Origin of the sequence: Haladaptatus cibarius D43 (genome assembly GCF_000710615.1) — an archaeon.
GTDB classification, from domain to species: Archaea; Halobacteriota; Halobacteria; order Halobacteriales; family Haladaptataceae; genus Haladaptatus; species Haladaptatus cibarius.
Genome location: NZ_JDTH01000002.1, coordinates 532,934 through 556,190 on the forward strand (window position 1 = coordinate 532,934; position 23,257 = coordinate 556,190).

The following is a 23,257-nucleotide window of genomic DNA, read 5'->3' on the forward strand; positions in this document are numbered from 1 at the left end:
AACCACGGAGCGGGGGGCGATAATTCTTCTCCTCGGCTACTCGACAGCCGTGTTCGTTTTATTCGACCTGTGCACGAAGGGATTCGAGGTGGTCGTCAAGGACGGAAAGAGCGGCGTCAGCGTCCATGTAGCCGTTTTCGTACTCTGAATACACTTTGTCAACATCGCGGAGAAATTGGGTCAAATCAACGTTGTCGGATTCACTCATATTCGACCGAAGGCACTTCGAACGCAAAAACGTCCTGTTTGCATACTGAGAGTGGTTATCCGAATATAAATTAAATACCACAACTCTACCTTAAATAATATATCTACTATAATAAATCTTAATAGCGACTAGCAGAGTTTTCCATATGCGATGTCAGAAAAATTCAATCGACGGTCGATACTCAAATCGCTCGGAACCGCGGCAACCGCCGGAACCGCAACGGTCGCACTGAGCGGTTCGGCGAGTGCGTTTACAATGGACGAACGCGTTGAAGTCACGGCGAGTGCACTGAACACGCGGGAACAGCCCGGAACCGACCAGCCAGTCGTCGCTACGCTGAACAACGGCGAAGTCGGCGAAATCATGAATGGCCCGACCACGAAAGACGGCTACACGTGGTGGGGTGTCCACTGGCTCGACCGCAATGTGTGGGGCTGGTCGGTTGAGCAGTACCTTCAGTCCACGTCCGGCGGCGGCGGCGGTGCGGACTTCGATTGGCCAATTACCGGCTACATCACCTCGCCGTATTCGTCGCCATCTCGACCGGGCCACCTCGCGGTGGACTTCGGAGCCAACCAGAACGTCGGCGAGCCGATTTACGCGGCCCGCGATGGTGTGGTTGACATCCGAGACTACCAAGCCAGCGGCTGTGGCAACTACCTCAAACTCGGCCACGAAAACGGTTATCAGACGATGTACTGTCATCTGAACAGTTTCGACGTTGTGCAGGGCGAAAGCGTCTCGCGCGGCCAGAAAATCGGTGGCATGGGCGACACCGGCAATTCCACCGCGCCACACCTCCACTTCACCATCGAGCAAAACCGCAACCACCTTTCGATTCCGGGTAACGACGGCGACAACGTCACCGCAGGCACCGCAATTCCGAAGGACTACTCCGGAATCTGAAATCGACGCAGTCGCAGGCACCGAAAACTACCAGTCGTTTTTTACGCGTCGAAATCGGGTGATTGTGTAGTCGCTGAAGTCGACGAGCGAAACGGTAATTATCGGAATGGACACAACCGCCAGCGGCCAGCAGTTCTCCGCGAGTGAGGAGTGCTTTTGGTGCAGATTTTGCCAGCGAGCGGGCCAATAGCGCGCTCGCGCGGCAAAAGGTGCTATTGGAACATCCGCAGTGGTTGTGCCTGCGAACTCTCTTCGGATTCGGCCTGTTGCATGCGCTGGGCGAGTTGTTCTTTCTGTTCGCGGATGTCTTCTGCCCGCTCCACGAGGTCGTCGGTGTCCACATCGATATCCGTAATCGGGGCGATACCGTCCTTGATGAGGACTTGGGCCGCCGCCGGGTCGGGGAACTGCGGGTCGGACTGGACGATGAGGCCGATTGCGTCGAGTCCGAGTTTTCCCGCGCGGTGCAAAAGCGCGCCGGTCGGCCCGCTGACCGCACCCGTTTCGTTCGGGAAGTCGATTCCGCGGTCGTCCAGTAGGTCTCCCATATCACCAGTCGAAACGCCGTACAGTTCGGGAACCGTCCCGGCCTCTTTCTGGTGTGGAAGGCCGCTCAGATAGAGCGGCGTCGCGTCTTTCGACTGAATCCACGAGGAAACGCATTTCGCAAACTGCGGCGACCCGTCGGCAGACACGGGCACGTCGCTTTTGAGCGCGACCAGGTTCCGCTCCTCGTCGGCGTACAGTCGAACGGGAGGCAGAAGTTCGCGGTCGTCGCCGTCGTACACCGCGATTTCCGGAATCCCGTCGCAGTCGATGCCCGCGTAGTAGGTCATGTCGAACTCCTCTACGATGTGGTCGGTGGCGATTTTTCCGACCAATCCGAGTCCCGGAAGGCCCTCGATCAGTGTCGGCGCGTCGAGTTCGATGTCCTCCGCAACCACGGTGATATTGCTCATACATCACAGTTCGGGCGGCTTCAACTTAAAAAGGAGGGAGTGTTCAGTTATCGAACCCGTCACGTCGCTCCGAAACCCACAAACACCTCTCGCACGCAGTGACGAGTAATGGACGCACTGGAGCGATACGAACCCATCATCGACGACTTCGAGGCGTTTCGCGCCGCCTGCGAACGCCCGCTCCCGTCGGTCGTTCGGGTGAACGAAATCAAAGCGACCCGCAAGCAGGTGACCGAGGCGTTCGACGCCGAGGGGGTCGCGTGGGAATCGCGCGACTGGAACGAGAACGTGCTGAAAATCGACAGCAGTCCCGGAAACACGTGGCCGTCCTTCCACGGCTGGACGCACGGACAGGAGGAAGTCTCTTCCATCTCGGCGTTCGCGCTCGACCCGGAACCCGGCGAGCGCGTCCTCGACTCCTGTGCCGCGCCCGGGAGCAAGACGACGCAACTCGGCGCGTTGATGGACGACGATGGACTCATCGTCGCCAACGACAGCAATCTCGGACGGCTGTCCGCGCTTCGATTCAACACCGAACGACTCGGAGTTACCTGCGTCGCCGTGACAAATCAGGACGCGCGCAACTTCTCGCTCAAACCGTTCGGCATCGAGGCGTTCGACTCGACACTCGTTGACGTTCCGTGTTCCTGTGAAGGGACGATCCGAAAGAATCCGACCGCGTTGGACGATTGGAGCCTCGATCACATCGAAGGCGTCGCGGGCGTGCAGAGGGGAATCCTTCGCCGGGCGATTCAAGCCACGAAAGAAGGCGGCAGCGTCGTCTACTCCACCTGTACCTTCGCGCCCGAGGAAAACGAAGCCGTTCTGGACTACGTTCTCAAACGCGAAGACTGCCGATTGGTCGAGTACGACATTGGTCTTCAATCTGAACCCGGACTCACCGAATGGCAGGGCGACGAATACGACGACAGCATCCGGAAGGCAAAACGGTTCTATCCGCACCACAACGACACTGGCGGGTTCTTCTGCGCGAAACTGGAGGTTGGAACATGAGCGAGCAATCGACAAAAACGAACGACGGCCAGCGCTTCGATCGCCTTCCCGCGACTGCCGAGGAACGCGACGTCGCCGGGCGTGCGACACGAGAGGAGATCATCGACTGGTGGGAAGACCGATTTGGAGTCGCACCCGAGACGTTCGAGAGCTACTCGTTTTGGGAGAAGGGTAAGGGGAAAATCTGGATTCTCCGCGGTGACCTCGATTCGCCGGTCCACATCGAAGCCCTCGGGATGACGTTCCTCCGTACTCGACAGCGACACTGGAAACCGACGACGAACGCGGCCCAGCGGTTCGGCGGATTCGCCAACAAAAACGTCATCGAACTGGACGACGAGCAAGCGAGTCGGTTCGTGCGCGGAGACGACCAAGAACTCGATTGGGGCGGCGACTGGGGCTACCTCATCGTGAGCCACGAAATCACGGGCGGGCGGGAACCGCTCGGCGTCGGGTCGTATCTCCACGGAGAACTCCAGTCGCTCGTTCCGAAAGGGCGACAGCGCGACCTGTAGCGGAGTAGCTCAAACGACCAAAGTCGGTCGTTCCTAACCGCTTCGCCGAACAGTTCCGCCGCTCAGTCCTTCCCACTCGACCGCGTAGCCGAGTTCGGAAAGAACTGCACTTGCGTCCTCGATTCCGGATTCGCCGAGAAGTTTTTCGACCTCCGAGTACGCCATCCCGTCCTCGATTTCGTCCCGCAGTTCGGCGAGAATCGCGGGACGAATCAGCGTCCGACCGACTCGGTCGTGTTCTGGAAACGCCTTGTCCTCGATGGCGTCCTCGCTGACGCCGTGCTTGTCGGCGAGGTCAGCGAGTGAAATCGCGTCCTCGCCCGGAACGATTTCGTCCGGAAGCGACTCCGCGCTCTCGGCCACCAACTCGTCTTCGTAGCGTCTGAGCGCGGCGCGAACGTCTTTGACGCGAATCCGACCAGAATAGGGTATCGCGCGATGGTCACGGGCCGTGATTTCCTCGCCCACTCCGAGTGATTCGTCCACGGCGACGAGCAGTTCGTCTTCGACGGTGTCGAGTTGCGACAGTTTCTTTTCGACGTACTCCGGTGTCCAGAAGCCCATGATTTCGAAGAAAACGCGGAAATCGGCGTGTCGGTAGTCGAACGCGAAATCGGGAATCATCACTTTCGCGCCCGCCTTCAGCGGTTCCGGTTCGCGCACGAGGTTCCAGTCCAACCCGAGCGCGGCGAATCGCGCGGCGAACTCGCGTTCCACATCGCTGTCGAACGAAACGTCGCCGATTGGTTCCGAACCCGGCGGCCGAACCGGGTCGCAATCGGAGAGGGTGAGGTTGCGCTTGGTTCCGGAATCGTCGATGGTCGCAGTGAGGCGCCATTCGGCCGCTTTGACGATGGTTCGGAGCAGGCGCGCAAATCGCGTTCCGTACCGTCGTGTGGCGCGAAAGAGCGCGTCTGGGCCAGTGACGACAACTTCCCGCCCTCGGTCTGTTTTGCGGATTTCGTACATCAGCCGAAGTCGCTTGACGGCGGAGACGAGCGCTTTCGGATCGGAACTCCGAACGCGGAGTTCCGTCGCGTCGAACAGCGCGGTTTGGGCGAGCGAGAGGTTGTACTGAGCGACCAGTTCGTCGGGCTTCCAGCGCGAGTCGAAGGAGGCCAAGATTTGGCGTTTCTCCAAATCGGCGTACAGCGAGTTTTCGATGTCGTCCGGCGTTACGTCGAGTCGGTCTGCAGCGCGCTTGAGTGCGGTTTTGCGGTCGGAGTCGCGTGCGACTCCGACCGCCTCGGCTTCCTCGAAAGCGACGTTTCGAGCGTGTTCCGGAAGAATGGATGCCCGCGGTTCGAACGTCGATTCGCGTTCGAGCAGTTTGGCGAACCCCCGAACGAGTTTGAAATGCGGTGCGTCGGGTTCGAGGTCGGCGAGGGCCGACCGGAGTACAGAACGCGGTTCGCCGACGTGGCCTTGGTACGTTCCGAGGACGCGCGCGGCGAGCGGGCGGTGTTCTCGTCCGGCGAACTGCGGATGGTAGCCTCCTCCGGCGCGAGACACCCGGAGCAGGTCTTTCGTGAGCACGATTCGACGTAGGGAAGGAACGTACAAAAGCCGTCGGAATGAGAAGATTCATTCCGCGTGGCCCAATGGGTGTGGAGTATGCGCAGACGAAATGCCCTCCAGCAGTTCGGTTTGGTTGCCGCCCTCGCTTCGACCGGCGGTTGTGCTTCTATTCTCGGTGGTGGGAGCGAGTCGGACGACGGCGACAGAGCGCGCTCGGGCGATTTGGAGACAATCGGCATCGACAGCATCGTCGAAGGCGACAACGGAAATCTCGTCGTCGTCGTCAACATCGAGAATCACGGCGATAGTCAGTCCTCAGCAAAGCTCAATGTGGCCGCCACCATCGGCGAGACAGTACACGAAAAGACGCCGGAAGTGACCGTTCCGGGCGGTCAAACGAAAGGCGTCCGAATCCCGTTCGAAGTCGAGTATTCGAAGTACGAGGAGGCGTCGCGGACGAGCATCGACCTCGACTTGAAATAACTACAACACCATTCCCGCGACGAGTGCGATGACGATTATTTTTTTGACGATGATGACCGCGATGACGGTCTGTTTCATCGACAACGACCGTGCCCACGTGACGAATCGGCGCAGATAGCCCGGTGAGCGTGCGAGTTCTCGCGCGAGCAATTCGAGTTCCGTTCGGAACGTCTCGGTCACCGAGCCTTCCCCGTCGGTGTACGCAAGGGTGGAAATCGGAACCCAACCATGACCGGTGTACCGAACCGTCAGCGACAGCCCTTCGAGGTGGCCGATCTGCGCGAACTCGAATCCGTGATCGTCCGTCAGCGATTCGAGTTTGCGCACGTCCCGGTCGTCGTCCAACTCGTACACCAACCGTTTCGAATCGGTCGTCCAATCGAAGGCGAGCGTGAGGACGACCTGTTCGTTGCTCACGTACACGTGTTCGACGGTCGCCGTCTCAGTGTTGCCGTCCCGCTCTTTTTGCCTCGCGGTCAGCAGCTCGTACTTCTCGGTCATGGGGTCGGTGGATGCGTGGGCCATCTGTCCGTTTTACCTCGTATTGAAACCGTACTACCGCATATCGGAAGGGGGTTCCCCCGAAAGCCATGTCAGAGGGGAGGGGGGTCGCCCCCATTTGACGAAACGAACAGTCGGGTATTGAGTACTCACAAAATAGTATGGAAACTATGCAAACCATCCGGAGTACCGAAACCATCGGAAGTAGTGAAACGAAAGAAAGCAGGAAAGCAAGCAAATCGGAACCCCAGCCTCAGCGGCGGCGGTTCGCCACTCGGACTTCCGCGGTTTCCGTCGTGACGACTTCGTAGAGGATCGCGCGCCCACCGTCCGCTTTCGGGCGGAGAATTCGCCCGAGTCGTTGCGTGAACTCGCGCTCGCTTCCGCTTCCCGAGAGGACGACTGCGACGTTGGCATCGGGGACGTCAACCCCCTCATCCAGAACGTTAGACGTGATGACGCGGGAGTACACCCCTCGTCGGAATCGGTCGAGTATCTCGCGGCGTTCCGCCGTGGCGGTCTGGTGCGTAATCGCGGGAATCAAAAATCGTTCCGAAAGTCGGTAGACGAGGTCGTTGTGGGCGGTGAACACGATAACGCGGTCGTCGCGGTGCTGACGCAAAATATCCGCGAGCGCGGTCACCTTTCCCTCGCTATTCATCATGATGTCTCGCGCGCGTTGGTTCGCAAGCAGTGCTTCGCGGGCTTTCGGGTCGTTTCCGGAGCGTTTGACGAGTTCGAGATAGTCGCTCCCGCTTTTCATTTCGATGCTCGACTGCGCGAGATACCGGGTGAAAACCTGCTGTTTGCGTTCGTATCGCTCGCGCTCTTCAGGCGTGAGTTCGACCGTCAGACGTTTTACGTCGTAGGGTGCGAGGTGCTCTCCCGCCAAATCGTCCACGTCGATGTCGAACACCTTTGGCCCGACGAGGTCTGCGACGATTTCGTGTGCGCCGTCGGGGCGCTCGAACGTCGCCGTCAACCCCATTCGTGCTGGTGCCGCGAGAAGGCGCGCGATTTCGCGGTAGCCCTCGCCGCCAAGATGGTGTACCTCGTCGAAAATCACGAGGCCGAATCGGTCGCCGATGTCGTCCGCCCGGAGGTAGGCCGAATCGTAGGTCGAAACCGTGAGGGCTTCCACGCGCTGTTCGCCGCCGCCGAGTCGCCCGATTGGCACGTCGAACTCAGTTTCGAGGATTTTTCGCCATTGTTCGAGCAGGTCGATGGTCGGGACGACGACGAGTGTCGGCGTCTGACACTCCTCGATTGCTTTGACGCCGATAACCGTTTTTCCGCTTCCGGTGGGGAGTTCGAGTACGCCGCGGCGATTCGTGTCGTCCCACGAATCGAGGGCGTCGGCCTGATACTCCCGCAGGTCGTAGGCAGAAAGAATTGTGGGAAGTTCGGGCAGGTCGAGGACGGAATCTTCTGTCGTGATGTTCTGTGAATCGAAATAGTCACAGAGTGCGGCGTAGCGAAACGCGGACGCACGCCGAGTTTTCGAACGAGGGTCGGGTTCAGTAAACGGGAGGTCGGATGGAGCGCAGTCGCCGTGGATTTCGACCCGGAGCGTTCCGCCCTCGAAGGAGATAGTCACGTCGGCCACACCGAAACTGGGGATTCTGCGGTCTAAAAGGTGCCGAGGCTGGCTTGCAGGCTTCGGTCGGTCGCGCCCGCTTCGAGTTCGTAGCCCACCAAATCCCGCATGTCGGTGGCGTAGGCCGTCCCGCCCCGTTCGAGCACGAGAACGCGACCCTGTGTCCCGACGACAGTGCCGCTGGCGAGCGTTTCGTGAACCGGGGCGGAGGCGAGTTCGAAGCCGTAATCGAAGTCGAAACTGTCGATTGGGTCGAAAGAAGAGAGTGCGTCGTTCCACGCGGATTCATCGACGCTTCGGTTGAGGTCACGAATCTTCATCGGAACCCGCACGCGGTCGGTGAAGTTTTCCGCGATTTCGGCTTCGAGTTGACGGGCGATTCGCCCGTCTTTCACGGTCTGAAGGTGGACGGCGCGGTCTGCGCCCTGCTCTCGTAGTCGGGTTTCGAGTCGCCATTCGCGGGTGACGCCGACTTTGAACGTCGTGGGGGCGAACGCCGCGAGATAGATTGCGTGGTCTTCGTAGCAGTCCATCTCGTCTTTGAGACAGGTGCCGGTACAGCGGGCGCAAATCCACGTCGAAGTGTGTGCATCGCAGTAGGGTGTTCCGGGTCGGGCGCAGGAAACGTGTACCGAACCGTCGAACGTCCCGGCGCAGTGTCGCTGACCGAGCGTGTATTCGAGTTCCGAACCTGCTACCAGTTTTTCGCGCGAAAGAGAATCCTCGTCACTCACCAACAGGGCAGGCGCGCCATCTCCGGATGCACCGGTGTCGTACCCGACGATTTGCACGACAGATGATTGGTACCGGCCAACTAAAAGGGGTATCGTTCGTCAGAGAGATATTTTGGCAACCAATAGATATGTTCTTGAATGTGATTAAAATTGAATAGAATTGGAATATTTGAAGAGCGGCAAAACGCTTTAATAATCTGTGTGTTGTAGCAACATAACGTGGTGGACAGTGACACAGAGGATTCCGGGCAAGACGTAGTGGAGGTGAACGTCGGATTCGATGGTGGCGAAGGTCGAAAGACAGTGAGAGACACCTCCGTAGAAGTCATTCGTGAATTCAACTCACTCGATGTTGTGACCGTCCGGATTCCACGTTCTGCGTGGACGAGGCTGGAAGACCATCCCGAAATCAGATACGTCGAGGAGAATGGACAAACGGGCGCATAGGTTCGTTATGGTTTGATACCGACGTGACTGCATCAACTCGATTCCGATGCCAGCGACGATACCCGTTTGAGCCGCTGGCCGCAAACTTTACCAGCATTATTCCATAGATAAAATCTAAGTTTTAAGTATTAGATATACTTATAAAAATATTGTCTTAAATTAAAATCAAAGGTTTTTTATTCCGTGGTATGCTCTCACAAATCGTATGCCAAGGAAAGCCAATGGCGTTTCGCGGCGGAATGTACTCAAACTCACTGGTGGCTCGCTGGCGGCGGCCGGTGCGACTGGTCTTGCATCTGCGGCACCGACTGACAAGGTGGAAGTCAACGTCGGGTTCAGCAGCGCACGTGGGAAAGCAATGGCCCGAAGCAGTGCGGACGAGGTCGTTCGAGAGTTCAACTCCATCGACACGATGACGATTCGAGTGCCAAAGCAGGCGGCAACTGCACTCGAAAAGAATCCGAATATTCGCTACGTCGAAGCGAACGGTACGATGGAAGCCCTCGCGGAAACCGAACCGTGGGGCATCGACCGCGTCGATGCAGAGGTCGCTCACGCAAACGGTGACCTCGGCGCAGGTGCCGACATCGCAATCGTCGACACGGGAATCGACGACGACCACCCAGACCTGCAAGACCACCTCGGCTCCGGCGAGGCGTTCGTCTCCTGTGGTAACGGTGGCTACTTCGGAAACTGTGCGTTCTCCGGAAACAGCAACTCCTGTAACGTTTCGTGGTCGGACGACAACGACCACGGTACCCACTGTGCCGGTACCGCGGCAGGCGACGACAACACGGAAGGCGTCATCGGCGTCGCACCGAACGCGACGCTCCACGCGGTCAAAGTTCTAGACTGTGCGGGTAGCGGTTCGTTCTCCGACATCGCCGCCGGTGTCGAGTACGTCGCCGACCAAGGCTGGGACGTCGCCAGCCTGAGCCTCGGTGGCTCGTCCAGTTCCTCGGCGCTCCGCGATGCAGTTCAGTACGCCTACGACAACGGCGTCTCGATTATCGCCGCCGCTGGTAACTCCGGTCAGTGTACCGACTGTGTCGGCTACCCTGCCGCCTACCCAGAGACTATCGCAGTCGCGTCCTCGAACAAAAGCGACGGTCAGTCGTCGTTCTCCAGCCAAGGGCCGGAAGTTGACATCATCGCACCCGGTACGGACGTCTACTCGACCGTTCCGAGCGGCTACGCGACGTTCTCCGGAACTTCGATGGCGACGCCGCACGTCGCCGGTGCTGTCGGTCAACTGATGGCGCAGGGCTACTCGGCCCGTGACGCGGAGAGCCAAATCCTGAGCACGGCCAAAGACATCGGCCTGCCAGAGAACGAGCAAGGACAGGGCCTCCTCGACGTGGCCGCCGCGCTCGGCTACGACTCCAGCGACAACTAACCGACGGTCGCTCCCGTTTCACTCGTTTTACGCCGTTTCGGTAGACTGTGGCGTACTGGTGACGATACCACTCCGCTATAACATTCAAAGAAAATAAGTATAATTTAAATCTATTATATCAGGAATTATACCTAACGATATTCTCTGTATCATTGATGGTGAAACAAAGCCACACACGACGAAATGTGCTGAAAGCGACAGGTGCCTCTGTTACCGCACTCGGCGGCAGTGGTGTTGCCGCGGGACGGGAGAACGTTCGAGAAGTGAACGTTGGATTCGACAGTGCGTCCGCACGGCGATTCGCAGTTGAGGCGTCGAACGACGTCGTTCGTGAGTTCGATTCGATTACCGCGCTGACGATTCGCGTTCCCAAACAGGCAATCACCGCGCTCGAAAGTGCACCGGACGTAAACTACGTCGAGGAGAACGGTCAGATGCGTGCCCTCGCGGAAACCCTTCCGTGGGGCGTTGACCGCATCGACGCCGATGTCGCACAGACGAACGGCTACACAGGCGCAGGCGCGGACGTGGCGGTCGTGGACACGGGAATCGACGCCGACCACCCCGACCTGCAAGCAAATCTCGGAAACGGCAAGACGTATCACGGCAGTTCGTGGTCGGACGAGAACGGCCACGGAACCCACGTCGCAGGAACGATTGCGGCGGTCAACAACTACTCCGGCGTCGGAAGCATCGCGCCCGACGCAACCCTCCACGCGGTGAAAGCGCTGAACAGCTACGGAAGCGGGTCGTACTCCGACATCGCGGCGGGTATCGAATGGGCCGCGAATCAGGGACACGACGTTATCAACCTGAGCCTCGGCGGGAGCAAGTCCGCGACCATCGAAAGCGCGGTCGAATACGCCTACAGCCAAGGCTCGCTTCTCGTCGGTGCCGGGGGCGGTTCCGGGCCGTGTAGTGAGAGTTGTGTGGGCTATCCCGCCGCAGAACCGGAAGTTATCGCGGTCGGTGCCACGAACGAGAACGACGGTCGGGCGAGTTTCTCCAGCCAAGGGCCGGAAATCGAACTCGCAGGTTCCGGGACGGACATCTATTCGACCTACTACGACAACACCTACGAGACGCTGTCAGGCACGTCGATGGCGACTGCGCACGTCGCTGGTGCCGCGGCACAGGTTACCGCTGCTGGCTACTCGAACACGGATGCGCGCCAGCGACTCCGCGACACCGCGGAAGACCTCGGCCTGCCGAGCGACGAGCAAGGATACGGTTTGGTCGATGTAGCGGCCGCACTTGGTCTGAACTCGGCGGATAACTAACTTCTGGCTCAAGTCGCCGATTTCCGCCCCGTACTGTTATTTTCAAATTAAAAAATATTAATTAATATATTTCCTAGAGAAAAATTTAATACAAACCCGGCCATTCTTTCACATGCGATGCAAGGTAACAAAGATAGCGTTTCACGACGTAACGTCCTCAAAGCAACTGGTGGAGCCGCGGCGGCGATTTCCGTTACTGGTTTTGCAAACGCGAAGCCGAACGATTTGGTGGAAGTCAACGTCGGTGTTAAAAGCGCGAACGGGCGAGCGATGGCCCGCGACGCAGCAGATGAAGTCGTTCGTGAGTTCGATTTCGATGCTCTGACGATTCGTGTTCCGAAAAAAGCGGCGACGGCTTTGCAGAAGCGCTCCAGCGTACGCTACGTCGAAGCAAACGGCCAGATGCACGCTCTCGCGGACTCAGTCCCGTGGGGCGTTGACCGCGTTGACGCGGAGCAGGCACACGCAGACGGCTATACCGGTTCAGGTGCTCACATCGCTATCCTCGACACGGGTATCGACAGCAACCACTCAGACCTCGACAACGTCAGCTACGGACGTGGATTCGGCTACAGCACGTGGGAGGACGGCAACGGTCACGGTACCCACTGTGCCGGTATCGCGGCGGCCGAAAACGACGGCCAAGGCATCAAAGGTGTCGCACCCGATGCGACCCTCCACGCCGGTAAAGTGCTGAGCGACAGCGGCAGTGGTTCGTTCTCCGACATCGCGGCCGGTGTCGAATGGACTGCGAACCAAGGCTTCGACGTGGCCAGCATGAGCCTCGGTGGCTCCTCCGGTTCCTACGCGCTCCAAGACGCCTGTAACTACGCCAACAACAGCGGCGTCTTCGTCGTCGCGGCGGCGGGCAACTCCGGCCCATGTTCGTACTGTGTCGGCTACCCGGCAGTGTACGACTCGGTCATGGCGGTCAGTTCAACGAACTCCAGCGACGGCCTGTCGTCGTTCTCCAGCCAAGGACCGGAAATCGAAATCGCCGCACCCGGTTCGAACATCAACTCGACGTACCCCGGCGGTGGCTACAACACGCTTTCGGGTACCTCGATGGCGTGCCCACACGTCGCCGGTGCCGCTGGCGTCCTGATGGCAGCGGGCTACTCGAACTCGGGCGCTCGCAGTCAACTCAAGAACACGGCGGAGAACATCGGCCTGTCGAGCAACGAGTCCGGTTCCGGCCTCCTCGATGTGGCGGCCGCAGTCGGTTCGCCAACGTGGGATAACTAAGCCGAACCGCTCGGTTCTCGTTCGCTGTCATCCATTTTTACGCGTCCTTCGAGCGGAGAACTGTCTCTACCGACTGAACGTCCCAGAAGCTTTTCGAATCATCGCGTCCAAGAATGAATCAATGACGCTCGAAAGCGAACTGACGGCGACTCCCGGCGACGGCAACGTCGAGTTCGAACTGACGGTGAAAAATCCCAGCGACGACCCGGTAGACGTTACCTTCCGAAGCGGCCTCAAGGCGGATTTCGCCGTCCTCGAAGACGACCAAGAAATCTGGCGCGCGAGCGATGGACGAATGTTCACGCAGGCGCTTCAGTCGGAGACGTTCGACCCGGATTCGGAACGGACGTATTCGGGTGGGTGGGCAGACCCGGCGCCGGGCTACTACACCGTCGTCGCGACGCTCGAAATCATGGAAGAAGACGTAGAAGCGCGAACCGACTTCTCGATCTGATTGATTCGAAATCGACAGAAAGCCTTACTCCAGCTTTTCGTACAACTGTTCTGCGGCCTGCCGAACGGCCTCGTCACTGCTCTGGGCGGGTTGCCAGCCGAGTGCGGACAGTTTCTCGATGGAGAGGCGCATCTTCGGCACGTCGCCGGTCCAACCCCGGTCGCCGCCGGTGTACTCGTATTCCGGATTCAAATCCATCACGTCGGCCACGATGTCGGCAATCGCGTTGACTGAGGTGGTCGTCTTCGTGCCGAGATTGTAGGTGTGCATAGCACCATCGGACGGCGTCCGATGTGCCGCCGAGTTCCTCTCAGCAACATCGTCCGCATTTTCCACGACGTAGCGAATCGCTTCAGTACACTCCGTAACGTGCATGTATGACTTTTCTTGGAGTCCGTTGCCGAGAATCGTGAGCAAGTCGGGGTTCTCGTCCAGTTTTTCCACGAAGTCCGGAACGACGCCTGCGCCGAATCGCGCGCCGACGATATTTGCAAAGCGGAAGTTCCACACCGTGAAATCGTAGGAGTGCGCGAACGTGGAGAGGAGTGCCTCCTCGGAGAGCTTTGCCGACCCGTAGATGCTGATGGGTTCGAGGGGGGCGTAATCCTCCGGCGTCGGGCGCGGAGCCTCGCCGTAGACGGTCGAAGAAGAGGTGAAGACGAAGTTCGTCACGCCGACCTCGTCCATCCGTTCGAGAATGTTGTAGGTCATTTCGCCGTTTTCCTCGAACTGCGGGCGCGGGTCGTCCGTGTTGACGTACTTGTCCGCGGCGGCGAAGTGGAAGACGGCGTCCAACTCGCTCGTGATGACATCGCTAACTCGGGCTTCGTCCGTCAAATCCGCCTGCACGAACTCGGCATCGTCCGGGATGGAGGAGCGAATCCCGTTGGAGAGGTCGTCTGCGACCACCACTTCGTTGTCTTCGACGAGGTCTTCGACCATCTGCGAGCCGACGAGTCCCGCACCGCCGGTTACGAGCACTCGCTTACCGGAGAGTTGCATGCACCAATCTGTGCTGGTTATCCGCAAGTGTGTTCCGGTCTTCGAAGCGTCCGCAAAAAACAGTGTGTAACCAGTTGTTCGTCGTTAGCAACCGCCGTCGTCACCGCCGCCGCCACCGCTGATGGGTTCGTCAGCTGCTGGACACGGAACGTCCATCATCGGAGAGACGGAGTTCGAGTACGTAATCGGGGACGAGACGGAAGTTGCGTCTACGTCGTTCGTAATCGGTGCGTCCATCGCGGTTGCGCCCCCCGTGAAGATGAGCGTGACCGCCACGAAAACAGCAAACAGTTGTGTTGACTTCATTTGTAATTTCCGACTGGTTCAGCATAACTTCACCAGCTAAAACAATATCAATTTTGTATTTTAATATATGTTAGCAAATAATGCTAGGCTTGCCGGAAAGCAACTGAAATCGAATTTCGAAACCACCTAACCGCTCCGCGCGTCATCAGCGAGTATGCAAACCGAAACCGAGGTTACCGTCGTCCGTCTCGGCCACCGACCCGGACGCGACGAGCGAATGACGACACACGTCGGACTCACCGCCCGAGCGTTGGGTGCAGGCCGCGTCGTCCTCCCGGACAACGCCGGAAAATCGCGCGACACCATCGTGGACATCACGGAGCGATTCGGCGGCCCCTTCGAGGTCGAGTGCTCGGAGAGCCAGAAGGCGCTCATCCGAAACTGGGAGGGAAAAGTCGTCCACCTGACGATGTACGGCGAGCGCGTGCAGGACGTGGAGGAAGACGTTCGGGAAACGTGGAGCGACGAACCGCTGCTCGTCGTCGTCGGTGCCGAAAAGGTTTCTTTCGACGTGTACGAGGCCGCGGACTGGAACGTCGGCGTGACGAATCAGCCACACTCCGAGGTCGCCGGATTGGCCGTCTTTCTGGATAGGTTGTTCGAGGGCCGAGAACTCGACCGGGAGTGGGAGGACGCAGACCAGCGCGTGATTCCCAAAGCAACCGGGAAACGGGTTGAATCAGTTGACGAGGAGTAGAAGGGATATTTTCTGGATTGGCTCATGTAGACGCTGTTTGGAGTTCTTTTTTCTGCGGTTAGCAAATCACGACAACACACGACCGCCGCCGCATTAGCCCACACACCTCCCCAACCGATTGCGTTCCTCGCTTCGCACCGGTACTCATTCCTCGTGTGATAATTCGCAACTCCTCGGACGACGAGACCTCGGGTTTGCCAACGCACGCACCACTGAATTTACGTCGGTTTTAGCAAGCCCAAACGCTCCACGATGGCGCGCGCTGGCGCAGGGTGGAGGCGTTCACCGCCGAAGCCCTGTGCTGACAGCGTGCGAGGGATGAGTGAACGAGTGCCAGCGAGTGAGGGAGTCGGTTGGGGAGGGTGTGGCCCGCGGTGGCAGTTCATTTGAGTCGTGATCACCTATCGCCATATCCGAAAATACGTCGTAACAAACGAATCTACAAAACTCATGATTTCATTCGCGGCAAACCCGACCAAGTGACGGCAGTTATTTTTCCCCTGCCGCAAGACCACCAACCATGCGAGACGCCTATCTCGTCGGCGCGGCCCAGACGGATTTCGGATCGTTCCCCGACGAAAGCTATCGGTCGCTGTTCCGAACCGCCTTTGAGGCGGCCGCAGACAGCGTTCCGGCGGGCATCGACCCGGATGACGTGGACGAAGCGTTCGTCGGCACGCTCGGTGTCGGCGGGCGACAACTCGGCCTCTCCGGGCCTGCCGTAACCGAACACGTCGGACTCGACGGAATCCCCTGCACCCGCGTCGAAAACGCCTGCGCCGCGAGCGGATTCGCGGGACGGCACGCCGTGCAAGCCGTGAAAAGCGGCATGGCAGACGTGGCCCTCGCGGGCGGGGTCGAAATCATGACCGACACGTCGAGCGACGCGACGAAATACTGGCTCGGCGTCTCCGGAGAAACCGAGTGGGAACGACTCTCCGGAACGACGTTTTCGGGCGTCTACGCCCAGATGGCCGACGCGCACATGGAAGAGTACGGAACCACCAGCGAACACCTCTCGCGGGTGGCGGTGAAAAACCACTCGAACGGTGCAAAAAACCCGCACGCACACCTCGGCTTCGAGTGTTCGCTTGAAGATGCGGAAAACGCGCCTGTCGTCGCCGACCCCCTCACGCTCTATCACTGCTGTCCGACCACTGACGGGGCGGCCTGCGCCCTCGTCGTCAGCGAAGACGTAGTTGACGAGTACACCGACGACCCGATTCGAATCGCGGGTGTCGGCGCGGCGAGCGACCAAGTCGGACTGTTCCAGCGCGAATCGTACACCTCGGTTCCGGCCTCGAAAGAGGCGGGAGAACAGGCCTACGAAATGGCCGGAGTGACCCCAAAAGACATCGACTTCGCGGAGGTGCACGACTGCTTCGCAATCGCGGAACTGCTGGCCTACGAAGACCTCGGCTTCTGTGAACCGGGAGAAGCGGGCAAATTCGTGGAATCCGGCGCAACAGAACTCGGCGGTGAGCGCCCCGTCAACACCTCTGGCGGCCTGAAATCGAAGGGCCATCCAATCGGCGCGACCGGCGCGGGGCAGTTGGTCGAAGCCTTCAAGCAACTCTCGGGCAAGGCGGGAGAACGACAGGTCGAAGGCGCGACCTGCGGCCTGACCCACAACGTCGGCGGCAGTGGCGGTGCGGCGGTCGTCCACGTCCTTGAGCGCGAAAACGAACTGGAGGTGGATGCACAATGAATTCGAAAGAAAGCGTAATTCCGAACATCGCCGCAGTCGGAGCCTACGCACCCCGATTCCGAATTTCGGCGGACGAGTTCCGCGAGGCGTGGGGGCAGTTCCACGCCGCGGGAGTCAACGAAAAGGCGGTTCCGGAAGCCGACGAGGACGCCCTGACGATGGCCTACGAGGCCGGAAGACGGGCGCTTTCCGCCGCCGGAAACCCCGACGTTTCCTTCCTCGCATTTGCTTCGACCACGCCACCGATGGCGGAAGAAGACCTGACCGCCAGACTCGGCGGGATGCTCGACGTGTCGGAGACGGCGACTCGGCACATCTTCACGGGAAGTACTCGGGCGGGAACCAGAGCACTCGTGGCCGGACTGTCCGCCGGGCCCTGGGAGGACGGCGTCGGCTTGGTTATCACCGCGGATTGTCCGCGCGGAAAACCCGATTCCGCAGAAGAACACGGCGCGGGTGCGGGTTCGGCGGCGTTCGTCCTCGATGAGAACGGTGCCGCCAGCGTCGTCCAGCAGGCAGAATACGGAAGCGAGTTCCCCGGAACTCGCTTCCGAGGAACCGGCGAGGAAGCGGTCGAAGGCCTCGGCGTGACCGGCTACGACCGGCGAGCGTTTTCCGAAACGCTCGCCGGGGCGGTCGGACAGTTGGACTTCGATGCTGAAAACGTAGACGTTGCCGGTGTGCAAGCCCCGAACGGAAAGCTTCCGTACCGCGCGGCGGGCGCGCTCGGCGTCGGAGTCGAAGAAATTCAGGCGGGCGCGCTCGTCCACGAACTCGGCGATACCGGCGCGGCGAGCGTCCCGCTGAGTTTGGCGAAAGCCCTCTCGGAGGGCCACGAACGAATTCTGTTGGCGTCGTTCGGAAGCGGCGCGGGCGCGGACGCCCTACTCGTGGACGCAGGCGACGTTCCGGTTTCAATAGCGCTCGACGGCGACGACCCCGTTTCCTATGCGGAATACCTCCGCAAGCGCGGCGAACTCACCTCCGGCCCGCCGAGCGGCGGGGGTGCCTACGTCAGCGTTCCGTCGTGGCGGCGCACGCTCGACCAGCGACACCGACTGCTGGCCGGAAAATGCCCCGACTGCGGCGCGCTTTCCTTCCCACCGGAAGGTGCCTGTAGCGGCTGTAAATCGCTGGTCGAATACGACGAGGTGCAGTTGACAGGCACGGGAACCATAGAAGCCGTGACGACGATTTCTCAAGGTGGTGCCCCACCAGAGTTCGCGGAACAGCAGGCCAAGTCGGGCGACTTCGACGTGGCAATCGTCGCGCTCGACGGGCCAGCGGGAGAGACTGCGAGCGCCCCTGCGCAGGTGACCGGCGCGGACACTGGAATCCTCGAAATCGGCGATTCGGTAGAGACGACGATGCGCAGAATCTACACGCAAGAAGGCGTAACGAGGTATGGGTTTAAAATTCGACCAACGGTCGAACTGTAAATCAAGCCGGGAGTCTTTCCGGAGGTGGTTCAAAACCCGGCCATTGACTGGATTTTGAATAAGCAGATGGTTCGACTATCCGTGTCTCCAAACGTCACCTAATAAATCTGATTTTAAATCATAAAACAATTCACCCTATTTTCTTCGACAGTTCGCGACACCAGTGGCTCCGGTTTCAGTTCCGAAAGAATCGTTAGTCTCGTGTACCCCTACCCGAGACAATTAACCGATTTGCCGGTTACGGTAAAAGCTTTCTGCAAACAGTTGGAGCCACAATACGTTTCGTTAATTCAGCCGATTTCGGCGACGAACACGTTTAAAACCGTGTTTAAGACGATATTTCAGCAGCAATAAATGATATTCAGTTTTCATTACTGTGAAGTACTGTCGTTCAAACTGCGGTGGAGCACCGAAGAAGAAACCCGAATCGACAATCCTGTCATTCGAAGTGACCACTGACTGCAAAACCCAGCAATTCAATCGCGTAGAACAACGTTTTTCGTGCGCCCCCGCGCCTTTCCGGATATGAAGGTAGCAGTACTCGGTGCAGGGACGATGGGGCACGGAATCGCACAGGTCACCGCCATGGCGGGCCACGACGTGATTTTGCGCGATATCGAGCAGGACTTCGTGGACAACGGAATCGAGAGCATTTCCGCAAATCTCCAAGGTGGCGTCGAACGCGACAAAGTGACCGCCGACGAAAAGGAAGTCACCCTCGACAGAATCTCGGGAACTACCGACCTCGAAACCGCGGTCGGCGACGCGGACATGGTCATCGAAGCGGTGCCGGAAGAGATGGACATCAAGCGAAAGACGTTCTCGGACGTGGAGGCGCTCGTCTCCGACGACACGATTATCGGGTCGAACACGTCGTCGCTCTCGCTGACCGAAATCGCCAGCGCGCTTGACAATCCAAGCCGGGCAGTCGGACTTCACTTTTTCAATCCGGTTCACATCATGAAGCTCGTGGAAATCGTCGTTCCGGAGCAAGCAGACCGCGAGACGGTCGAATTCGCCGACGAGTTCGTTTCCGACATCGACAAAGTCGGCGTCGAAGTCCGTGACTCGCCTGGCTTCGCCTCCTCGCGCCTCGGCGTCTCCTTGGGCGTCGAAGCGATTCGAATGGTACAGGAGGATGTCGCCAGTCCCCGAGATATCGACACCGCGATGGAACTCGGCTACAATCACCCGATGGGACCAATCGAACTCGGCGACGTGGTCGGATTGGACGTCCGGTTGGACATTCTGGAACATCTCCGCGAGGAACTCGGCGAGCGATTCCGGCCGCCACAGATTCTCCGCCAGAAAGTTCGCGCCGGAAAACTCGGCAAGAAGACCGGCGAAGGGTTCTACGTGTGGGAGGATGGGGAAATCGTGGGTGTGTCGGGTGAATACGACGAAAATGAAGGTGATGACGAATGAGCGACGAAAGCACCGACGATTCCGATACGCCCGGCAGTCCCGAGCAGGTCGCAAACGAATGCGAGACGGTCAATGCGACTGTTGAGGAGTACGTTGCGACGGTTACGCTGACCCGACCGGATGCGCGAAACGCGCTGAACGCGCAACTGCGGGCCGAACTGAAAGACCTTCTCGACGCCGTGGAAGCAGACCCGGACGTTCGCGTCGTCGTCCTCACGGGTGCGAACGAGGCGAAAGCCTTCGTCGCCGGGGCGGACGTGAAGGAACTGCGTCAGCGCGACGCGATGGAACAGCGCGAAGCGAGCAAACGTCCGCGAGTGTACGAGTACGTGGACGACTTGGAAAAACCGGTCATCGGTGCGCTCAACGGCCACGCGCTCGGAGGGGGATGCGAACTCGCCCAAGCGTGCGACGTGCGCATCGCGCACGAGCGAGCGAAACTCGGTCAACCGGAAATCAACCTCGGCATCATGCCCGGTGGTGGCGGTACCCAGCGACTCACTCGACTGGTCGGCGAGGGACAGGCGATGCGACTCGTCCTGTCGGGCGAAATCATCGACGCCGAGGAGGCCCACGACATCGGCCTCGTGGACGAGGTGTGTTCGGACGACGAGTTCGAAGACCGCGTCTACGAACTCGCGGGACGAATGGCCGAGAAGAGTCCGAAGGCGCTCGAACTGGCGAAAAAGGCCGTCAAGGCCAGTAGTCGGATGGAGTTGGAGGCCGGAATCGAGTACGAGGCGGAACTGTTCGCGCTGCTGTTCGCCTCGGAGGACAAAAACGAGGGCATCGACGCCTTCCTCGAAGACCGCGACCCTGAGTGGGAAGACCGGTAAGTCACTTTCCGCCGACGAGAGTTGCGTCATCTCGGAACTGCTCGAACGTCTCCTGCCCCCATTCAATTGCGTTTCTTGTGTCGTTGGTGAGGAGTCCGCGAAGTTCACCTCGTTCGTTGTACACGACGACGCAGACGCCATCGTGTTCGTTGTTGGTGCCTTCCGCGACGATGAGGCCGAACGGGAGCGTCTTCTCCGTTTCCCAAACGGACAAGTTACCGATTTCCAACGCTTCACGGAGTTCGTCACTGTAGTCGGTAACGAGATACTCGACTACGGGTTGTTCGAGTACCAATTCCGCTCCCATCTCGTCAGAAACGGAGCGTTCGTAAAACAAATCTACGTACTGCGGGAGAGCAACGGGGGAGAGTCCCCACACACAGTCGGCGTCGGAAACCATCCGCTCGAAATACTGAATCGGATGATTCGGTGCGTGACGCTCTGGAAGGATGGTTTCTGCGTCTTCGATGAGAGCAGTTGGAATGGTGCAGTTCGCAGGGAGCGTCAAAAGCAAGTGCCGGGTACGACAGACATCCTCGGTACGCTGTCGGAACGTGTCGTACTCTGATTCGAGAATTCGACCGGCAAGCGTCAGTCCGAGGCCGTCATTCGTCCGCTCGACGAGGTCGTACTCTTTCAGTTCTCGAACTGCTTTGTACACTGTTGAACGGGAGACGCCCAGTTCGTCCCGGAGCGCACGCTTTTCCATCGCCCCGGACGAGAGCACCGCGAGAAACGATGCCCGCTTCGTCACCGTCGCTATCAGTTCGTCCGGGGTTGCTCCCTCCTTGCTCATGCAGTACCCAGTCGTTGTGTTGGACTCGGTATAAACATATTTTAAACAATAGTAACATTTATCAATGCTGTCCGAACTATCGAGATTGATTTTCGGATAGAAACTCAGTTTCCAACCCGAAACCGCGTTTGACGAAGTAAAGTAATGAGGGCCGCTCCGAATACATAGAATGCCCGAGTTCACGGTTCGAACTCGGTTCCCGCGACGCCATTGGCCTACGCTTCACAAGGCGGGTCAATCAGAGGTACGATTTACATGAACGACAACAGATTCGTGCTATCGGACACGGACGGCGCGCTGTCATCCACTCCTTCCGCCGTGTTCGAAGCCCTCCACCATCCCCTCCGTAGAGAAGTCGTCCGCTATCTCACAGAACACGAGTGCCCCATCTCGCTCACCGAACTAGTTGAGTCGATGTTTGTCAGCGAAATGGCATCGGGCGACGACAGACGACGAACCGGTATCGACCTCCATCACAACCACCTCCCGAAGCTGATGGATTACGGATTTATCGTCTACGACACGGAGACGAACATCATCGAACGAACGTGCGACATCTCCGCGCTCGAACAATCGCTTTCTCTCGCCAGTCGCCACTCGTAGGAACGTTTGACTTTCGAAGAAGCGTTCGAATGTGGGTGCGATCGGTACCGACCGCACCTGTCAGAGACACATTGCAGTACCGACTGCCTGCGACAGTAAAACAACTATCGTCAGGCGTTTTTCGAATGTGACTGACGTAATATATGTCTTTGGTTAATAATTGAGAAAGGTCGATTCATCGGCTGCCAGAAAGCATATTACGGTTCAGTTTCGGGGAGTGAACGCAACCTTTAGGCACGCTTGCCCGGCAGTAGTTCGTATGGCAATTCACAGCGACTGGGGAGACTGGCTTCCGCGCGCGGTCGAAGACGCGACACCCGAGGGCGTTGCCGTCTGGTATCTCGGCTGTAACGGCTTCATCTGCAAAGGAAACAGCGGAACGACGGTGTTCGTAGACCCGTACCTCGGAACTGGCGACCCGCCGCGAACCGTCCGAATGGTTCCGATTCCGTTCGACCCGGAAGACGTGACCGAGGCCGACGCAGTTCTTGCGACGCACGAACACACCGACCACGTCCACGGGCCAAGTCAAGCCCCGATTCTCGAATCGACCGGTGCGACGTTCTACGCGCCGGACGACAGCCTCGCCGTCGCGCGCGATGACGAAAACTGGGCAGACAACTGGGACGTTTCGTCCGACCAGTTCGCGGAAGTCGAAGAGGGCGACAGTTTCGACATCGGCGAGTTTACGGTTCACGTCGAACCAGCGAACGACCCGGATGCGACCCATCCCGTTTCCTACGTCATCGAGCACGAGGCAGGAACGTTCTTCCACGGTGGGGACACGAAACCGGGCGACGAACTCGAACCAATCGGCGAGAACTACGACATCGACCTCGGTGTCCTCGCCTTCGGTTCCGTCGGCCAAATTTCGGACAAACAGACCCGCGACCCCAAACGGACGAAATGGTACAGCGACGAGAACCAGACCGTCGAGGCCGCGAACGCCCTCCAACTCGACACCCTGCTTCCAAGTCACTGGGACATGTGGAAGGGACTGACCGCAGACCCGACCGCACTGTACGAACACGGGCGGAGTTACGACTATCCAAAGTCGCTAGAGATCGTCGAAATCGGTGACAGAATCGACCTGTAGCGGGCGTTAGAATCTAACGTTCCGCTACTATCTGCTCGATTGGGGGGAGCGATAGACAGTATTGTGCCAGTTGTAAAATCATTTGTGGTAGA

26 protein-coding genes are annotated in these 23,257 nt (G+C 59.0%); 16 read left to right on the top strand and 10 right to left on the bottom strand.

All coding sequences use genetic code 11. The features are described from left to right. Positions 1-58: 58 nt before the first annotated feature. Positions 59-208, bottom strand: coding sequence for a hypothetical protein (locus HL45_RS21195; RefSeq protein WP_162833865.1), 150 nt, complete (start codon positions 206-208; stop codon positions 59-61). Between the two features lie 150 nt (positions 209-358). Here HL45_RS21195 and HL45_RS20325 point away from each other — a divergent pair, with 150 nt between their 5' ends. After that, entirely contained in the window at positions 359-1,114 is a 756-nt protein-coding gene (locus HL45_RS20325) for a M23 family metallopeptidase (protein WP_144240037.1), read from the top strand. A gap of 212 nt (positions 1,115-1,326) precedes the next feature. On the opposite strand, the gene HL45_RS08055 is transcribed toward HL45_RS20325, so the two are convergent. Then, the gene (locus HL45_RS08055; RefSeq protein WP_049970609.1) at positions 1,327-2,073 is read right to left on the bottom strand and encodes a proteasome assembly chaperone family protein; all 747 of its coding nucleotides are present in this window, start codon (positions 2,071-2,073) and stop codon (positions 1,327-1,329) included. 108 nt (positions 2,074-2,181) lie between these two features. Here HL45_RS08055 and HL45_RS08060 point away from each other — a divergent pair, with 108 nt between their 5' ends. Beyond that, positions 2,182-3,087: an RsmB/NOP family class I SAM-dependent RNA methyltransferase gene (locus HL45_RS08060; RefSeq protein ID WP_049970610.1), complete on the top strand. Its 906-nt coding sequence runs from the start codon at positions 2,182-2,184 to the stop codon at positions 3,085-3,087. Next, a complete protein-coding gene (locus HL45_RS08065) occupies positions 3,084-3,602 on the top strand; it encodes a DUF7122 family protein (RefSeq protein ID WP_049970611.1) in 519 nt (172 codons plus the stop codon). The genes HL45_RS08060 and HL45_RS08065 overlap by 4 nt, the downstream gene beginning before the upstream one ends. 33 nt (positions 3,603-3,635) lie before the next feature. On the opposite strand, the gene HL45_RS08070 is transcribed toward HL45_RS08065, so the two are convergent. Further along, the gene (locus tag HL45_RS08070; RefSeq protein WP_049970612.1) at positions 3,636-5,138 is read right to left on the bottom strand and encodes a DUF790 family protein; all 1,503 of its coding nucleotides are present in this window, start codon (positions 5,136-5,138) and stop codon (positions 3,636-3,638) included. A 78-nt stretch (positions 5,139-5,216) separates the two neighbouring features. Between HL45_RS08070 and HL45_RS08075 the strand changes: the two genes are divergently transcribed. Then, entirely contained in the window at positions 5,217-5,603 is a 387-nt protein-coding gene (locus tag HL45_RS08075; protein WP_049970613.1) for a hypothetical protein, read from the top strand. Here HL45_RS08075 and HL45_RS08080 read toward each other — a convergent pair whose 3' ends face one another. The 3 genes from HL45_RS08080 to HL45_RS08090 all read right to left on the bottom strand — a co-directional run bounded on the left by HL45_RS08080 (position 5,604) and on the right by HL45_RS08090 (position 8,492). Beyond that, the gene (locus HL45_RS08080; RefSeq protein WP_049970614.1) at positions 5,604-6,128 is read right to left on the bottom strand and encodes a hypothetical protein; all 525 of its coding nucleotides are present in this window, start codon (positions 6,126-6,128) and stop codon (positions 5,604-5,606) included. Between the two features lie 229 nt (positions 6,129-6,357). Further along, positions 6,358-7,710 carry a DEAD/DEAH box helicase family protein gene (locus tag HL45_RS08085; RefSeq protein ID WP_049970615.1) on the bottom strand — a complete coding sequence of 451 codons (1,353 nt, stop codon included), beginning with the start codon at positions 7,708-7,710 and terminating at the stop codon, positions 6,358-6,360. Positions 7,711-7,733: 23 nt separating this feature from the next. Beyond that, on the bottom strand, positions 7,734-8,492 hold the full coding sequence (locus HL45_RS08090; protein WP_049970616.1) for a DUF2797 domain-containing protein: 759 nt from the start codon (positions 8,490-8,492) through the stop codon (positions 7,734-7,736). Positions 8,493-8,657: 165 nt separating this feature from the next. On the opposite strand from HL45_RS08090, the gene HL45_RS08095 reads away from it, so the two are divergent. The 5 genes from HL45_RS08095 (at position 8,658) to HL45_RS08115 (ending at position 13,257) form a co-directional block, all read left to right on the top strand. After that, positions 8,658-8,882, top strand: a complete 225-nt coding sequence (locus HL45_RS08095; protein ID WP_233274722.1) for a hypothetical protein — start codon at positions 8,658-8,660, stop codon at positions 8,880-8,882. A 205-nt stretch (positions 8,883-9,087) separates the two neighbouring features. Next, positions 9,088-10,278, top strand: a complete 1,191-nt coding sequence (locus HL45_RS08100; protein WP_049970617.1) for a S8 family serine peptidase — start codon at positions 9,088-9,090, stop codon at positions 10,276-10,278. 155 nt (positions 10,279-10,433) lie between these two features. Continuing rightward, positions 10,434-11,558, top strand: a complete 1,125-nt coding sequence (locus HL45_RS08105; protein ID WP_049970618.1) for a S8 family peptidase — start codon at positions 10,434-10,436, stop codon at positions 11,556-11,558. A gap of 117 nt (positions 11,559-11,675) precedes the next feature. Beyond that, complete coding sequence (locus HL45_RS08110; RefSeq protein WP_084156828.1) at positions 11,676-12,803, top strand: S8 family peptidase; 1,128 nt, start codon at positions 11,676-11,678, stop codon at positions 12,801-12,803. A 121-nt stretch (positions 12,804-12,924) separates the two neighbouring features. After that, on the top strand, positions 12,925-13,257 hold the full coding sequence (locus HL45_RS08115; RefSeq protein ID WP_049970619.1) for a BsuPI-related putative proteinase inhibitor: 333 nt from the start codon (positions 12,925-12,927) through the stop codon (positions 13,255-13,257). Between the two features lie 24 nt (positions 13,258-13,281). On the opposite strand, the gene HL45_RS08120 is transcribed toward HL45_RS08115, so the two are convergent. Beyond that, positions 13,282-14,259, bottom strand: a complete 978-nt coding sequence (locus HL45_RS08120; RefSeq protein WP_049970620.1) for an NAD-dependent epimerase/dehydratase family protein — start codon at positions 14,257-14,259, stop codon at positions 13,282-13,284. An 84-nt stretch (positions 14,260-14,343) separates the two neighbouring features. Next, positions 14,344-14,565, bottom strand: coding sequence for a hypothetical protein (locus HL45_RS08125; protein ID WP_049970621.1), 222 nt, complete (start codon positions 14,563-14,565; stop codon positions 14,344-14,346). 154 nt (positions 14,566-14,719) lie between these two features. Between HL45_RS08125 and HL45_RS08130 the strand changes: the two genes are divergently transcribed. Continuing rightward, positions 14,720-15,262: a tRNA (cytidine(56)-2'-O)-methyltransferase gene (locus HL45_RS08130; protein WP_049970622.1), complete on the top strand. Its 543-nt coding sequence runs from the start codon at positions 14,720-14,722 to the stop codon at positions 15,260-15,262. A gap of 218 nt (positions 15,263-15,480) precedes the next feature. On the opposite strand, the gene HL45_RS20795 is transcribed toward HL45_RS08130, so the two are convergent. Continuing rightward, positions 15,481-15,648, bottom strand: a complete 168-nt coding sequence (locus HL45_RS20795) for a hypothetical protein (protein ID WP_158413678.1) — start codon at positions 15,646-15,648, stop codon at positions 15,481-15,483. A 134-nt stretch (positions 15,649-15,782) separates the two neighbouring features. Here HL45_RS20795 and HL45_RS08135 point away from each other — a divergent pair, with 134 nt between their 5' ends. The 4 genes from HL45_RS08135 to HL45_RS08150 all read left to right on the top strand — a co-directional run bounded on the left by HL45_RS08135 (position 15,783) and on the right by HL45_RS08150 (position 20,670). Then, positions 15,783-16,970: a thiolase domain-containing protein gene (locus tag HL45_RS08135; RefSeq protein WP_049970623.1), complete on the top strand. Its 1,188-nt coding sequence runs from the start codon at positions 15,783-15,785 to the stop codon at positions 16,968-16,970. Then, complete coding sequence (locus HL45_RS08140) at positions 16,967-18,409, top strand: zinc ribbon domain-containing protein (RefSeq protein ID WP_049970624.1); 1,443 nt, start codon at positions 16,967-16,969, stop codon at positions 18,407-18,409. Before HL45_RS08135 ends, HL45_RS08140 begins: the two co-directional genes overlap by 4 nt. A 525-nt stretch (positions 18,410-18,934) precedes the next feature. After that, complete coding sequence (locus tag HL45_RS08145) at positions 18,935-19,834, top strand: 3-hydroxyacyl-CoA dehydrogenase family protein (RefSeq protein ID WP_049970625.1); 900 nt, start codon at positions 18,935-18,937, stop codon at positions 19,832-19,834. Further along, positions 19,831-20,670 carry an enoyl-CoA hydratase/isomerase family protein gene (locus tag HL45_RS08150; RefSeq protein ID WP_049970626.1) on the top strand — a complete coding sequence of 280 codons (840 nt, stop codon included), beginning with the start codon at positions 19,831-19,833 and terminating at the stop codon, positions 20,668-20,670. The genes HL45_RS08145 and HL45_RS08150 overlap by 4 nt, the downstream gene beginning before the upstream one ends. A gap of 1 nt (position 20,671) precedes the next feature. Here HL45_RS08150 and HL45_RS08155 read toward each other — a convergent pair whose 3' ends face one another. After that, positions 20,672-21,466 carry a helix-turn-helix transcriptional regulator gene (locus tag HL45_RS08155; RefSeq protein WP_049970627.1) on the bottom strand — a complete coding sequence of 265 codons (795 nt, stop codon included), beginning with the start codon at positions 21,464-21,466 and terminating at the stop codon, positions 20,672-20,674. Positions 21,467-21,721: 255 nt separating this feature from the next. Between HL45_RS08155 and HL45_RS08160 the strand changes: the two genes are divergently transcribed. Continuing rightward, on the top strand, positions 21,722-22,069 hold the full coding sequence (locus tag HL45_RS08160) for a DUF7344 domain-containing protein (RefSeq protein ID WP_049970628.1): 348 nt from the start codon (positions 21,722-21,724) through the stop codon (positions 22,067-22,069). A 259-nt stretch (positions 22,070-22,328) separates the two neighbouring features. Next, complete coding sequence (locus tag HL45_RS08165) at positions 22,329-23,165, top strand: MBL fold metallo-hydrolase (protein WP_049970629.1); 837 nt, start codon at positions 22,329-22,331, stop codon at positions 23,163-23,165. Positions 23,166-23,257: the final 92 nt, after the last annotated feature.

What these genes read in the sequence shown, in the direction of transcription:
- HL45_RS08080 (WP_049970614.1), bottom strand. Translation starts at nt 6,128, where the DNA reads ATGGCCCACGCATCCACCGACCCCATGACCGAGAAGTACGAGCTGCTG.
- HL45_RS08165 (WP_049970629.1), top strand. Translation starts at nt 22,329, where the DNA reads ATGGCAATTCACAGCGACTGGGGAGACTGGCTTCCGCGCGCGGTCGAA.
- HL45_RS08060 (WP_049970610.1), top strand. Translation starts at nt 2,182, where the DNA reads ATGGACGCACTGGAGCGATACGAACCCATCATCGACGACTTCGAGGCG.
- HL45_RS08150 (WP_049970626.1), top strand. Translation starts at nt 19,831, where the DNA reads ATGAGCGACGAAAGCACCGACGATTCCGATACGCCCGGCAGTCCCGAG.
- HL45_RS08115 (WP_049970619.1), top strand. Translation starts at nt 12,925, where the DNA reads ATGACGCTCGAAAGCGAACTGACGGCGACTCCCGGCGACGGCAACGTC.
- HL45_RS08155 (WP_049970627.1), bottom strand. Translation starts at nt 21,466, where the DNA reads ATGAGCAAGGAGGGAGCAACCCCGGACGAACTGATAGCGACGGTGACG.
- HL45_RS08075 (WP_049970613.1), top strand. Translation starts at nt 5,217, where the DNA reads ATGCGCAGACGAAATGCCCTCCAGCAGTTCGGTTTGGTTGCCGCCCTC.
- HL45_RS08065 (WP_049970611.1), top strand. Translation starts at nt 3,084, where the DNA reads ATGAGCGAGCAATCGACAAAAACGAACGACGGCCAGCGCTTCGATCGC.
- HL45_RS08140 (WP_049970624.1), top strand. Translation starts at nt 16,967, where the DNA reads ATGAATTCGAAAGAAAGCGTAATTCCGAACATCGCCGCAGTCGGAGCC.
- HL45_RS08120 (WP_049970620.1), bottom strand. Translation starts at nt 14,259, where the DNA reads ATGCAACTCTCCGGTAAGCGAGTGCTCGTAACCGGCGGTGCGGGACTC.
- HL45_RS08160 (WP_049970628.1), top strand. Translation starts at nt 21,722, where the DNA reads ATGAACGACAACAGATTCGTGCTATCGGACACGGACGGCGCGCTGTCA.
- HL45_RS21195 (WP_162833865.1), bottom strand. Translation starts at nt 208, where the DNA reads ATGAGTGAATCCGACAACGTTGATTTGACCCAATTTCTCCGCGATGTT.
- HL45_RS20325 (WP_144240037.1), top strand. Translation starts at nt 359, where the DNA reads ATGTCAGAAAAATTCAATCGACGGTCGATACTCAAATCGCTCGGAACC.
- HL45_RS08110 (WP_084156828.1), top strand. Translation starts at nt 11,676, where the DNA reads ATGCAAGGTAACAAAGATAGCGTTTCACGACGTAACGTCCTCAAAGCA.
- HL45_RS08145 (WP_049970625.1), top strand. Translation starts at nt 18,935, where the DNA reads ATGAAGGTAGCAGTACTCGGTGCAGGGACGATGGGGCACGGAATCGCA.
- HL45_RS08135 (WP_049970623.1), top strand. Translation starts at nt 15,783, where the DNA reads ATGCGAGACGCCTATCTCGTCGGCGCGGCCCAGACGGATTTCGGATCG.
- HL45_RS08055 (WP_049970609.1), bottom strand. Translation starts at nt 2,073, where the DNA reads ATGAGCAATATCACCGTGGTTGCGGAGGACATCGAACTCGACGCGCCG.
- HL45_RS08105 (WP_049970618.1), top strand. Translation starts at nt 10,434, where the DNA reads ATGGTGAAACAAAGCCACACACGACGAAATGTGCTGAAAGCGACAGGT.
- HL45_RS08125 (WP_049970621.1), bottom strand. Translation starts at nt 14,565, where the DNA reads ATGAAGTCAACACAACTGTTTGCTGTTTTCGTGGCGGTCACGCTCATC.
- HL45_RS20795 (WP_158413678.1), bottom strand. Translation starts at nt 15,648, where the DNA reads ATGAACTGCCACCGCGGGCCACACCCTCCCCAACCGACTCCCTCACTC.
- HL45_RS08130 (WP_049970622.1), top strand. Translation starts at nt 14,720, where the DNA reads ATGCAAACCGAAACCGAGGTTACCGTCGTCCGTCTCGGCCACCGACCC.
- HL45_RS08100 (WP_049970617.1), top strand. Translation starts at nt 9,088, where the DNA reads ATGCCAAGGAAAGCCAATGGCGTTTCGCGGCGGAATGTACTCAAACTC.